Origin of the sequence: Clostridium sp. chh4-2 (assembly GCF_002899675.1) — a bacterium.
Classification (GTDB): Bacteria; Bacillota; Clostridia; order Lachnospirales; family Lachnospiraceae; genus CHH4-2.
In genome coordinates this window covers 199,337-212,926 of record NZ_PKUU01000006.1, presented here as the reverse complement: position 1 = coordinate 212,926, position 13,590 = coordinate 199,337, and the positions used below count along the sequence as shown (strand labels likewise).

The window sequence follows — 13,590 nt, the reverse complement described above, 5'->3', positions numbered from 1 at the left end:
GAGAGGAGCTATGATACATTTAGACAAAGATGCATTACGTCAACTTCAAATGATAGAATTAGAATTGTTAGAAGAAGTTGATCGCATTTGTAGAAAGTGTAATATCAAGTATAATATTATAGCGGGAACTTTGCTTGGTGCAGTTCGACATGGTGGATTTATACCGTGGGATGATGATGCTGATGTTGCATTACTTCGACCAGAATATGAAAAATTCAGACAGGCTTGTAAGACGGAACTTGATACTGATAGGTTTTATTTTCAAGATCATAGGAACACAAAGGGATACAGATGGGGGTATGGAAAATTACGAAGAAAACAGACACTGTTTCTTCGTGAAAATCAAGAACATATGCCTTACAAACAGGGAGTATTTATAGATGTTTTTCCGTTAGATGGGGTACCGGATAATTATTTTAGGCGTTGCTTACAGAACTTCCATTGTTTTTGCATAAGGAAAATTCTTTGGTCTGCTGTTGGTAAAAAATCTGATAAAAAAAGGATGAAACGTATTTGGTTCAGTGTCCTTAATAAGATACCAGAAAAAATTATATTTAGGCATTATCATTGGATGATTTGGAAAAGCAATAAAGAGATAACAAAGATGGTACGTATTCTTATGTTTCCGACACCTAATAAAGCTTTTGGATATTATCGAAGATGGTATGAGAATAGTGTGCCAATTACATTTGAAGGAAAAACATTTTTAGGGATAGAAGATTATGATGGATATTTATCCTTTAAATATGGAGATTATATGACATTGCCACCAGTAGAACAAAGAAAAGTACATCCGGTCAGCGATATAAAATTAAATTGTAAAAACATAAGAAAAGGACAGTTATATGAGAAATGATAAAATTTCGGTTATAATTGCTATTTATAATGTCGCAGAGTATTTAGAACAATGCTTGGAAAGTGTGAGACACCAAACGTATAAAAATCTTGAAATAATTTGTGTGGATGATGGATCGGTAGATGGAAGCGCAGAAATTTGTGATAGATATGCAGTGGCTGATTCTCGATTTATTGTCATACATAAGGAGAATGGTGGCGAGTGTTCAGCAAGAAATTTTGGATTAAATATATGCAGTGGGAGCTATATAAGTTTTATAGACGGAGATGATTGGCTTGAACCAAGGATGTATGAAAGATTGCTTGAGTTAATTTTGCAAGATGAAAAAATTGGTATTTCAATGTGTGGGCATTCTATGGATTATGAAGACCGGACTGTAATGATGATTAATAATAAAAAAGTTCCAGAGAAGATAGTAAGTCCAATGCGTGAGTTTTTGTACTACATATATAGGCGTGATGAATATAAAAATGTAACCAATTATTTGTGGGCAAAGCTATTCAGAGCAGAGTATTTTACGGGTAATAAAGGGATTCGATTTCCTATAGACTTAACAGTAGGTCATGATGTTGTAGTTGGTGCATTGTGCTATTTGAGAACGGAGTACGTAATTTATACAGATTCCGCTTTATATCATTATCGACAAAGGCAGGGATCTGTTATGCATAATCTTGATAGAAGATTAAAGGGGTTGGGATCGTGTGTTGCATATGAGCGAGTAATTAATTTATATAAAAAAAATGGCATTAGTTTTAAGATACTTAAATATGTGGAAAGATTTTATGTATATCATGCGAGTGTACTATTAAAGATGGCATATCAAGTAGGCGATGCTGAATCAGTAATGGCTTTAAAAACAAAAATTAAGAAATATTTATTAGTGTACATTCTAACGAATTTAGATCATCCAGATAGAATTATAGATATGATCAGAAATCTTATTAGAAAAGATTGATTTATTAAAAAATTTCTTTTGGAGGTAGCATGGTTAATTTAAAAAATTGTGCGATAAAAGAATTCTTTCATCGCGCAAGCGGGTTAAAAGTATACACATTTGGTGCAGGTGGTTATATACAAAAGTTTTGTGAAAGAAATAAAGATTGGCGAATAGAAGAAGTAATAACACAATTTGTTGATAATAACAAAGAAAAGCAGAAAAAAAAGTATTTGCTTAATAGAAAAGAATTTTTTGTTTTGTCTGTAGAAGATATGTTGGGAATAATAGAGAAGGACGATATTATTTTAATTAGTTCGTTATATTATGGGGAAATAATTGAACAGTTAGATCAAATGGATAATTTGAATGGCATAGACTGTTATATTTTGCCGTATTTAGAAGCAAATAAGCTTAATCTGCCTGAGAAGAGTATAGATATTTTTCCATTAAAAGAAGGTGTACAAAAAATCCCTAAAATAATACATTATTGTTGGTTTGGAGAGGGGCGGATGTCTGCTAAGGAATTGTTTTGCATTGAAAGTTGGAAAAAATATTGCCCTGATTATGAGATTATTTGTTGGAATGAAAAAAACTATGATATTAGAAAAAATAAATATATGCTTCAAGCTTATCAGAAAAAGTTTTGGGGATTTGTTCCTGATTATGCTCGATTGGACATCGTAAATACTTACGGTGGCCTTTATTTAGATACAGATGTTGAGATTTTAAAACCGTTGGATGATTTATTGCAATTTAATGGTTTTGTCGGATTCCAAAATTTTGTGCAAGTTAATTTAGGCCAAGGATTTGGCGCAGTGAAGGAAAATAAAGCAATTCGGAAGATGTTAGAAAAATATAATGATTTGGAGTTTTGTGATGCTAATGGCGAGGTGAATTTAACACCTAGCCCCTATTATCAGACAGAAAGTTTACAAGAGATAGGTTTGAAAACAGATGGAACCTTTCAGGAATTAAAGGATATCAGTGTGTTGCCATGTGAATACTTGAATGGTATCAATTGGTATACTCTAACAAGAGAGGTTACTTTAAATACCTATTCCATTCATCATTATGCAGGTTCTTGGCTAAATGATAAGGAAAAAGAAAATAGTGATTGGCGTAAAACGTATGGTGAGTGGATTGAAAAGAGAATGCAAGAGGAACATTAAAGGTGGATGATGTATGAGGGAAAAACCAGTAATAAGTGTTATCATGCCTATATATAATGCTGAAAACTATGTCGAAGAGGCGATTGAATCAATATTAAATCAAACATATGGTGATTTTGAATTAATAATTATAGATGATTGTCCAACTGATTCAACTATGAAAAAGGTTAATGGTTATAAAGATGATAGAATAGTTGTTATACATAATGAAACTAATTTAGGAATTTCCCATACGCGTAACAAAGGGCTAGAGGTTTGCCGTGGAAAATTTATTGCATTAATGGATGATGATGATATTGCTATGCCAGATCGATTTAAAATTCAGGTAGATTTTTTAAATAGAAATCCGGATATTGATGTAGTTGGTGGAAGATATCAGATGATAACCGAGGATGGTATTTTAATCAAACCATCAAATATGGTATTTTATAATCCTTTGTATTTGAAAGCTTTGTTGCTGTTTAGAAATATTTATGCTAATAGTGAGGTTATGTTTAGAAGGCGATTAATCGATGAATTCCATTTGCGATATGTTGATGGGTTATACGGAATAGAGGATTTTAGGTTTTGGATAGATTGTTCTAAAATCGTTAAAATGTCAAATATTGATGAGCTTTTTCTGAAAATTCGAAAGCATATAGATAATGAAACTAGTAGGGTTTTAAAAGTAGTGCCTGATAAAAGACGTCAAAAATATGCGGAATTACAAGAATATTCATTGAGTAAAAGCGGTTTTAGATTGAACGATAATGATGTATTATTATTAACAAAAATTTTGGAAGAAAATAGTGGTCGTTGTAACACAGAAGCCGAATTACAAAGGTTTTATGAGATTTTAAAAAAGATAGTTTATCAAGCAAAAGAAATGCAGTGTGACAACCATAAAGAAATAGAGATTGTTTGCTCAAGATTGTTTGGAGAAAAGGTTAGTAGCATGAAAGATTTATGGAAATAAAGAATGGCTTAAATATATTAATAAAAATTAAAGAAAATTTATATGTTTAATCATACTTCACACTATAAATTGAGTGTTTATGCTGTTGAAGTTATTTAGAATGAATATAGTAATATGATATGCTACTGCGTATAATTAAACGTATGGCATCTCTGCAGGTATAAATAAAGAAAGGAAACGTATGGTGTTTTATAATGCCCATATAAGCTAATAAGATGAAAAAGTTAAAAATTGTCATTTTTGGTACGGGTGCTTATTACAATAATAGAAAAGAAGCTAATGTATTGAAAGACAGTCAGGTTGTTGCCTTCTTAGATAATGATCCTAAAAAACAGGGGGTTCTATTTGAAGGCGCTACAATTATTCCGCCACAAGCTGTTAAAAAAATAGAATTTGATTATATAGTTTTAATGAGTATATTTGCAGATGAAATGCGAATACAACTACAGGAGGAAGGAATAGCTAAAGAAAAAATATTAACATTTTTGCAGTACGAAATATTAAATGAAAATTTGACGCGAAAAAAAATTGTTATTTTTGGTACAGGAAAATATTACGATAATAGAAAAGATAGTGTTTGTTTTCAACGGTACGATATAGTAGCTTTTCTGGATAATGATCAAGACAAGCAAGGAAGCATGCTTGAGGGTATTCCAATATTAAAACCAGATATAGTATCGAAATTAGAAGTTGATTATATTGTATTGATGAGCATTTATGAAGGTGCAATGAAAAAGCAATTACTAGATTTAAATATATCTGAAAGTAAGATTATTACATATGGGGAGTTAGTTGAAATATATAGAAAAGAATACCATAACAGTGGAATTATTCCAGAAGAAATATTAATTGAAACCGAAAATTGGCAACCACTTGTAAGTATAATTGTACCAAATTATAACCATGAAAAATATTTACGAGAACGGTTGGAGTCTATATATCAACAGACCTATTCCAAATTTGAAGTAATTTTATTAGATGATTGTTCAACTGATAAAAGTAGAAATATTTTAGAAGAATTTGCAAGAAAATATCCTAAAAGGACAAGAACTGTTTTTAATAATAAAAATTCTGGGCATGTATTTTTACAGTGGAACAAGGGATTAAAACTTGCTAAAGGAAACCTGATATGGATAGCTGAGAGTGATGACTACTGTGATACAAATTTTCTTGAAGTTATGGTTGATAAATTTCGTCAGGAATCAGTCATGCTAGCATTCGCAAAAAGTGAATTTGTTAGTGAGGGTAAGGTAATATGGACATTAGAGGAATATTTACATGATTTGCCAAATTATGACTGGAATACGCCTTTTGTAGCGACAGCAAACGAAATTGTTGCAAATGCATTTTCATTAAAAAATATAGTGCCTAATGCAAGTAGTGCTGTTTTTAGAAATATAGGTAAAATTTCTGATTCAGTAGTGGAATTATGGGAAAAATTAAAATTATGCGGAGATTGGATCTTTTATTTGAGTTTAATAAGGGGAGGCTGTATAAGTTATACTCCAGAAACAACAAATTATTATCGAGTACATGTAAAAAGTACATCTAAAATAGTTCAAAAAAATTTTGATTATTATAGAGAACAGGAAGAGGTAAGCAAGTTTATTTGTCGAAATTATAAAGTTGATTTGAAAATTTTTGAGAAGGAGAGAGAAATTTTAAAACAACATTATCGTGATAATAATGGATTTGATGTTGAGATGGTAGATAGTTATTATAGGTTGGATGAAATAAAAAATGAACTTTCTAAAAGAAAGCCTAATATTTTAATGTGTGAATTTTCATTTGGATTAGGAGGTGGTGAAACATATCCCTTATATCTGGCTAACGAACTAAAAAATCAAGGATGGACCGTTACCATTTTTGATTTCAATATGGAAGGATTTGATGAACAAATCAGAAAAATGTTAGACATAGGCGTGCCTTTAGTCAGAATAAAACATATGGAACAGTTAGCTGATTTAATAAAAATATATGGAGGTGAGATCATACACTCCCATCATGCCTCTGTTGATTGTACGGTTTCTGATTGTTTATATTATAACCCCAAAATAGATTGTAAGCAAGTAATAACATTGCATGGGATGTATGAGGCGATATCAAAAGAAAACTGTAGAAAAAGTATTGAAAAAATAAAGAGAACATGCAAAAAATACATTTATATCGCGGATAAAAACCTTATTCCATTTGAGCAAGCAGGAATATTAGCTGCTTGTAAAGATTATTTTATTAAACTGCCTAATGGATTACCAAGGACCTCTTTATCTAAAATGGACAGGGAGGATTTTGGAATTGAAAGTGAAGCCTTTGTACTATGCCTGGTAAGTCGTGCATTACCGGAGAAGGGATGGAAAGAAGCTGTTGAAGCCGTTGAATATGCACAGCTTTTTACCTCAAGGCCTATTCATTTAATATTACTTGGAGCAGGAGAAATGTATGAAAAATTGAAAGAAAGAGGTAATCCTAAAATTCATGTTTTAGGTAGGGTTAATAACACTAGAGATTATTTCTGTATGTCTGATATGGGGGTGTTACCTACATATTTTAAGGGAGAAAGTTATCCATTGGTAATTATTGATAGTTTGATGTGTGGAAAACCGGTTATAGCAACTAATATTGCAGAAATTAAAAATCAATTGACAGATGAGAGGGGAAATTTAGCAGGAGAATTAATTGAATTGGTAGATGGATATGTAGATTATAAGAAAATTGCGGAGATTATTTTAAAAGTTGCAGAAGATGAGGATTACTATAAAATTCTCTGCGAAAGGACAAGTTCTGCTGCAAAAAAATTTGACATATCTGTTATAACAAGAGAATATGGTGAAATCTATGGTAAACTAATAGAATGAGATAAAGAGGAATTGCTATGATTGAAATGGATGAAATAATTGAAAATTTCCACAGATGTTTTGATAAATATAAAGACAAAAATATAATTCTTTATATGAATGGAATTGATGCAGAATTCTTCCCGATTATTGAACAGCTGGGAAATTATAAAATATTAGGTGTTGTAACTAATTACTATTTGGAAGGAACAATTGTAAAATATCCTATTATATCATTGGAAGCTGCGGTTAAGTTATGTCCGTCTGCTATAATTATTATAGCTCCTTTAGATAATATTACATTAATACATGAGAGATTAATAGGTACTTGCTTAGAATATAAAATAGAATTATATAGTTTATTTGGAGAACGGTTATCTTTGATAGAAAAAAAGAAATGTGTAAATCAACATCCATATTTTAATTTAAATGAAATTCTTGTAAAGCAAGAGATCGACCGTCATCAGTACATTGCTTTTGATATTTTCCATGTATTGTTTTATGACCTCGATTTTAATAATGCCGGGTTTTATGATTTAATACGAGAAAGTTCTGATTTGAGTGTAGATTTAAAACAATCTTTTATAGAACTAAGGAGTAAGATTATAACTAGTGATTATGTTGAGGAAGACATTGAAAAACTTTATGATTATATTCAAATTAAATTAGGATTGACAAATGAGCAAAAAAGAAATTTGCTATTAACGGAGATGTATTATGAAGAGAATAGATGGGGAGTTAGAGATGATTGCGTTAATCTTTTAAAGTATGCTATAGAAAAAAGAAAGAAGGTCTATTTGCTAGGAGAGCCATCTCTAACAAAAACATATGTTGTAAAGTTATTGAAACAGAATGGAATCGGGGCGGATGTAGAACTTATTTGCAAGGACAAAAGAGGAAGTTCTAGTAAGTTAGATATCTGTAAATTTTATGCTGAAATTTGTAAAGGATTTTCAAGCCTTTATTTACTGAGTTCCAAAAACAATGAATTCTCAAGTGAACTTTATGGCGTGATAGATGTCTGTAAGCTTTATAGTATAAATGAATTGTTTGAATTATCACGCTATGCAAATTGTAGTTATAAATCAAAATCTTTTTATGGAAGTTTTACTTTAGGAAGGTTTGCCTCGAAAATATTTAATTCACCATTTAGTTTATACAAAGCAAGTGGAAAAGGTACAATATCATCAGCATACGAGTTGGGATATACAATGTGTGGAGATTTGGTATATCGGTTTATGGTGTGGTTTATTAAAGAATTGTCTACTGATAATATTGACTATGTGTTGCTTTCTTCGCGTGATGGATATTTAATAAAGCAGTTATATGATATATTTATGACAAAAAGTAATATTGAACAAAGCCCTAAGGTTGTGTATTTTTATACATCACGTATTATAGCTACAATGATAGATTTGTATTCTTTTTCAGATATTCAATCCAAAGCTTGCTTATACTATGGTGGCGATAGCTGCGAATTATTGAAAAACCGTTTTTTACTATCAGATGAAGAAATTTTACCGTATGCAGAAAAAGATTATGAAAACATTTGGCATTATTTTTATGCTCATAGCTCTCTAATTTTAGAGAAAGCAGAACGGTTAAGAGAAAATTATCTTAGATATGTTAAAAAATTTAAAATAAGTAATAGATTGGGAGATAAAATAGCTTTTTTTGATTTTGCAGCATCTGGAACTTGTCAGTTGGCGTTAGAAAAATTATTGGCATGTAGATTTAAAGGGTATTATTTTTATAGATTCTTAAGTATGGACAGTGAACGGAGAAGTTTGGATATTAAAGCTTTTTACCCAAAAGATATAGAATTTGAAATGACATCATTATTCATGGAATGTTTATTTACATCTCCAGAATCGGCTGTGCGAGAATTTGATAGAGAGGGAACTCCAATTTTCAACCAGGAGAGTCGTAGTAAGAAAGAAATTGAATTTTCTATAGAAATGCAAAGAGGAGTGATTGATTATTGCAAAGATACTTTAAAATGGGGGTATACACCTAATTTAGATGAGACTAATTTTGAAGCATGGCGTATGCTCGGGGCATGGTATACTAATTTGAAGATAGATGTTTTTGAAAATTTAGTAGTAAAGGATGAATTTTTGAATACAGAATCCAAACTCAGTAATTACTATCAGATTTAATTGGTGGTTTGCAATTTAAGAATATAATATAAATGCAGGTAACTTTACGCTATAGGAAGATTAGAGGAGATGTGTAGATGAAAATTGCTATATACAATCCTGTAGGATGGATAAAGAGAAATAACTCTGATAGTATTGACACGAAATATAGAGACGTAGGAAATAATACAGGGAATTTAGTATATGCTAATGCATTAATTGATCAGTTGGATAATGCGTCAGATACGTGGTTCGGTTTAGAGGAAAATAAAGAGGAAATAAGGGCTGGTGTTATACCTTCATCAAATGCTTTGAATATTAAAGGAAATACATTGGAGTCACAAGCTCAGTGTATAAAAGAATGCAGTTATCCAGTTACTTTAGTTGGATTAGGGGCACAGGCAACTCCGGAATTTAATACACCTTCGAGATTGGTGAAAGAATTACCAAGTTCATGTGTTGATGCCATAAGATTAATTGCGCAACAAACAGTTTCGATTGGAGTACGGGGATATTTTACAGCAGAATGCTTAGAAAAATTGGGTATTCATAATTATAGAGTTATTGGCTGTCCATCACTGTACTTTTGTAAAAAAAAAATTAAAAAGGTAAATACACCTGAAAATATCAGAAAAACCGTATTCAATGTTACACATAAAGGTAAATTTCAAAATTGTATTGTCGAATTGGGTATAAAAAATAATTCATATTGGATTATGCAGCAAATGGGCGAATTAGCGAGAACGCTGCTTGAAAATAAAAAGATTTCTGAATCGGATATAGAATACCTATTTCCTGGGTTAAAAATATCGACAAATAGTCTAGAAAGTTTTATAAAGAAGAATGCTAAAATTTTTTTTGATATGGAACAATGGTATGATTACCTAAATAAAGAGAAATTTGACTTTTCATATGGAAGTCGATTCCATGGAAATGTGGCAGCTTTAAGATCAGGAATACCCACTTTATGGATTACTCATGATAGCCGAACTCAAGAGTTAGTGGATTTATTTGGTCTACCATATATGCCAATTGAAGCTATTCCTAAGGTTAGATTTTTAGGCGAACTAGTTGAAAAATGTGATTATACCCAATTCTATAAGAACTACGATTACTTACGGAATGAATATATTGCTTTTTTAAATGAGAATTTTTTGGATAACAAATTTGAATATTAAGAAGTGAGAGTGAAAATGAGAACAGCATTATACAATCCTGTAGGTTGGATAAGAGGCAATGAAGACAAAAGATTAAAGGATAAGTTAAGTTATGTTGGTTGGAATACTGGCAATTTAGTATATGTAGATGCCCTTAAACATCAGTTGACCAATCCATTAGATACATGGTTTGGTCTTGAAGGAGATTTAAATAAAATAAAATCAGGGGTGATTCCATCTTCTAATTCAATTAGTATAATGGACACTGCATTGGAAGATCAGTCAAAAGCTATAGAAAAAGTTCCTTTTCCAGTAACACTAGTAGGTCTAGGGGCACAGTCTACTAGCGATTTAAATACTCCTAAAAAATTGGTTAATGCACTACCAGAGAGTAGAAGGAATGCTTTAAGAAAAATAGCAGATCAGGCAGTCTCAATAGGGGTAAGAGGAGCATTTACAGCAGAGTGTTTGGAAAAACTAAATATTCATAACTTTAGAATTATAGGCTGCCCTTCTTTATACTTTTGTGAGAGCGGTTTTGAAAATATTATAAATAAAGAGATAAAGGGAATTAATACTGTTTTTAATGTGACATCAGAAGCTGCGTTACAGTATCTTATTTTAGAACTTGGTATAAAATATAATTTACATTGGATTATGCAAACAATGGGTGAATTTGCATTGACGTTGTTTAACAATACAAAGTTAGTACAGGGTAATATTATTCGTTCATTTCCTGGAATGCAAATTGATATAAATACGTTACAAAATTTTATTCATACAAATGCCAACATGTTTTTTAGTATGGATGACTGGTATGGATATTTAAAGGATAATAAGTATGATTTTGCTTTTGGGAGCCGATTCCATGGAAATGTGGCAGCATTTAGATGTGGAATACCTGCCTTATGGGTAACTCATGATACTAGAACTAAAGAATTGGTAAAGTTATTTCATTTGCCACATATCAATATTAGCGAAATGAAAAATATCAATAATATTGAGCAATTAATAGAAAAATGTGATTATAATGAATTCTCAAAATATTATGGAGAAGTACGTAAAGAATATATTTCCTTTTTGGAAGAAAATGATTTAGATAACAATATACAAAAGAATGAAGTTATCTAGTATGCTGGCTAGATAACTGTTGAATTTGTGACCGCATGTTTATTAATGCTAAAACTGTAAAGAAAATGCTAGGGGCAGTAGGAATATAGTGTGTACCACGATGCTAGTAGACATAAAAATCTTGACAGATATCGAAATTATTTCCATATAATTCGTCCAGAATGATGCTAAAGGTAATGAAAAATTCAATGTAATGTGGAAAACTTTACGAAATTCAATACAAAGTATGTGTCATTATAAAAATCAGCGAATGGGTTATAATATCGGATACAGTAATTGAAAGATAACGCAAATTGCATACAGAGTGCGGAATACTGTTAGCAATTATTCTAATGTAGACGTTTAACCTTTGTGTCGAAAAGCTTCAAGAATAGAATAAGTGTTAGCTTTGTGAATTATCAATTAAAGAATTTGCTTCTGGTATAAGTTAAAAAGACGTGTACTGCAATATACTAAAAAGGTGAATATTACGTTGTGATAAGATTGGTGGTTTAAAAATGTTTGGAATACATATACACTATATGTAGTTTGTTGCTATAAAAAATTTAATAAGGAAAATGATAATGCGAAGTTCAGGATTTAAGTTATTAAAAATAGGTTATTGTTTGGTATCTGGTTATATTTTTATGAAATATTTGAGAATAAAACCTATGCCTTTAATTTGGTTTATTATAGCAATTGTTTTTTACATTTTACTCGAGAAATGTAGAGATATTCATAAAGAAAAAAGAACGTTCTGGTATGCCATTTTTGCACTGCTATTGGCATCTTCACTTATTATTTGCTATCATATAAAAGTTGATTTTGGGAATTTGTTGGGGAATATTTCAATATCATATTTAACTAACTATGGTGGAGGAGATATAATTGCATTTATTATATTGCTTCATATGATTGTAATTATTAGCATTAAGTTCCACAATGCTCTGACAAGTTATATAGACAGTAGAAATATAGATGTGAACAGATGCGGGACAAGGAGCGTATTTCAACTTTGTATAATATCAATTTTTATATTTATCGCATGGTTACCATATTTTTTGAATTACTACCCCGGGATTGTTTATCCAGATTCGTTAAAGTCTATTTATCAGGCTTTAGGATTAAATCCATTTTCTAATCATCATCCTGTATTTTATACATTATTTATAAAGGTATGTTTAGCAATAGGTTATAGAATCCAGGATATGAATTTAGGCTGTGCGATATATACATTAATACAAATGGCATATATTAGTACAATACTTAGTTATTCTATTTGTTGGATGCGTAATAAAGGGGTATCCCAGTGGATATGTATGTTTACGATGATGTTTTATTCTCTTGTAAATTGTTTCCCGCAGCTTGCTATTAGTATGTGGAAAGATCCTATTTTTTCAGCAACTATTATGTTTTATAGCTTGAAATTATTTGATTTAATAATGAGCCGGGGAGGAGCGACAAAAAGTAAATGTTTTGTCGGGCAAGTGCTTTTAGCGTCACTTATTTTTTGCCTTGTAAGGAATAATGGTATATATGTTTTAATTTTATCAGTTTGTGCCATAATAATTATAAGGATGAAATTGAAGAATGATTTTTTAACACATAATCATTTTTTAAAGTTGAATTTTATTTTAATAGTAGGTGTTTTATTTTTAACAGGGCCTGTATATAGTGAAATGGGTATAGAAAAACCAACTACGGAGAGTTTTGGAATACCTTTGCAACAGATGGCACGTACGGTTGTATATGAGGGAGAGATTAGCCAAGACGAAGCAAAATTTTTAAACAGTCTTTTACCACTAGAGAAATATAAAGAATTATATTGCCCTGGATTTGTTGATAAAATTAAATTTGATAGAGAATTTGATAGAGAATTCTTAGATAATAGTAAAAATGAGTTTATAAGTACCTGGCTATCTCTAATGTTTAAGAACCCCAAGATTTATTTTGATTCATGGTGTATGAATACATATGGATATTGGTCGTTGAGCTTTTGGGAGTTAAATTATTATAGTGGAAATATTGCTACAGGAGATCTAGAAGGGATATATAGAATGGACAATTGTGGAATATATCCTCGAAATTTATTGAAAGAAAGCGGAATAGATATATCAAATTATATGCCTTTAGTCTCACCTATGATAAGTATAGGATTGTGTACATGGGTAATAATATTTGTTTTTTCATTTTGCTTGAAAGAGAAATGCGGAAGATATACTTTGGTTTTAATTCCTAGTTTAGGAGTATTATTAACTTTATTAGTTGCGACCCCCATGGTATATTGGCCGCGTTATGCAGCTGTTAATTTATACATGCTGCCTGTGTATTTAAATATACCTATTTTTGTAAGGAAAAGTAATATTTAATTATGGATATATTATAGATTGAGTGATACATATTCAAAAATAACAAGGATTTTAAAGAGGTTTTC

9 protein-coding genes are annotated in these 13,590 nt (G+C 30.7%); all 9 read left to right on the top strand.

Annotated features, from left to right (window positions below; all coding sequences use genetic code 11):
* Window positions 1–10 precede the first annotated feature (10 nt).
* The 9 genes from C0033_RS08595 (at window position 11) to C0033_RS08555 (ending at window position 13,525) form a co-directional block, all read left to right on the top strand.
* Window positions 11–856 (top strand): LicD family protein, encoded by an 846-nt coding sequence (locus tag C0033_RS08595; RefSeq protein ID WP_103227440.1) that lies wholly within the window; start codon window positions 11–13, stop codon window positions 854–856.
* A complete protein-coding gene (locus C0033_RS08590; protein ID WP_103227439.1) occupies window positions 846–1,811 on the top strand; it encodes a glycosyltransferase in 966 nt (321 codons plus the stop codon). Before C0033_RS08595 ends, C0033_RS08590 begins: the two co-directional genes overlap by 11 nt.
* A gap of 29 nt (window positions 1,812–1,840) precedes the next feature.
* Window positions 1,841–2,962, top strand: coding sequence for a glycosyltransferase (locus C0033_RS08585; protein WP_103227438.1), 1,122 nt, complete (start codon window positions 1,841–1,843; stop codon window positions 2,960–2,962).
* Window positions 2,963–2,975: 13 nt separating this feature from the next.
* Window positions 2,976–3,917 carry a glycosyltransferase family A protein gene (locus C0033_RS08580; RefSeq protein WP_103227437.1) on the top strand — a complete coding sequence of 314 codons (942 nt, stop codon included), beginning with the start codon at window positions 2,976–2,978 and terminating at the stop codon, window positions 3,915–3,917.
* 215 nt (window positions 3,918–4,132) lie between these two features.
* Window positions 4,133–6,772 carry a glycosyltransferase gene (locus C0033_RS08575; protein ID WP_103227436.1) on the top strand — a complete coding sequence of 880 codons (2,640 nt, stop codon included), beginning with the start codon at window positions 4,133–4,135 and terminating at the stop codon, window positions 6,770–6,772.
* A 17-nt stretch (window positions 6,773–6,789) separates the two neighbouring features.
* Window positions 6,790–8,910 (top strand): hypothetical protein, encoded by a 2,121-nt coding sequence (locus C0033_RS08570; RefSeq protein ID WP_103227435.1) that lies wholly within the window; start codon window positions 6,790–6,792, stop codon window positions 8,908–8,910.
* 77 nt (window positions 8,911–8,987) lie between these two features.
* On the top strand, window positions 8,988–10,067 hold the full coding sequence (locus C0033_RS08565) for a polysaccharide pyruvyl transferase family protein (RefSeq protein WP_103227434.1): 1,080 nt from the start codon (window positions 8,988–8,990) through the stop codon (window positions 10,065–10,067).
* A gap of 15 nt (window positions 10,068–10,082) precedes the next feature.
* Window positions 10,083–11,177, top strand: coding sequence for a polysaccharide pyruvyl transferase family protein (locus tag C0033_RS08560; protein WP_103227433.1), 1,095 nt, complete (start codon window positions 10,083–10,085; stop codon window positions 11,175–11,177).
* 563 nt (window positions 11,178–11,740) lie between these two features.
* A complete protein-coding gene (locus C0033_RS08555) occupies window positions 11,741–13,525 on the top strand; it encodes a DUF6020 family protein (protein WP_103227432.1) in 1,785 nt (594 codons plus the stop codon).
* The last annotated feature ends 65 nt before the right edge of the window (window positions 13,526–13,590 follow it).

Excerpts from the sequence above, each read along its gene's own strand:
- C0033_RS08560 (WP_103227433.1), top strand. The coding sequence starts at position 10,083 with ATGAGAACAGCATTATACAATCCTGTAGGTTGGATAAGAGGCAATGAA.
- C0033_RS08595 (WP_103227440.1), top strand. The coding sequence starts at position 11 with ATGATACATTTAGACAAAGATGCATTACGTCAACTTCAAATGATAGAA.
- C0033_RS08555 (WP_103227432.1), top strand. The coding sequence starts at position 11,741 with ATGCGAAGTTCAGGATTTAAGTTATTAAAAATAGGTTATTGTTTGGTA.
- C0033_RS08580 (WP_103227437.1), top strand. The coding sequence starts at position 2,976 with ATGAGGGAAAAACCAGTAATAAGTGTTATCATGCCTATATATAATGCT.
- C0033_RS08565 (WP_103227434.1), top strand. The coding sequence starts at position 8,988 with ATGAAAATTGCTATATACAATCCTGTAGGATGGATAAAGAGAAATAAC.
- C0033_RS08570 (WP_103227435.1), top strand. The coding sequence starts at position 6,790 with ATGATTGAAATGGATGAAATAATTGAAAATTTCCACAGATGTTTTGAT.
- C0033_RS08590 (WP_103227439.1), top strand. The coding sequence starts at position 846 with ATGAGAAATGATAAAATTTCGGTTATAATTGCTATTTATAATGTCGCA.
- C0033_RS08575 (WP_103227436.1), top strand. The coding sequence starts at position 4,133 with ATGAAAAAGTTAAAAATTGTCATTTTTGGTACGGGTGCTTATTACAAT.
- C0033_RS08585 (WP_103227438.1), top strand. The coding sequence starts at position 1,841 with ATGGTTAATTTAAAAAATTGTGCGATAAAAGAATTCTTTCATCGCGCA.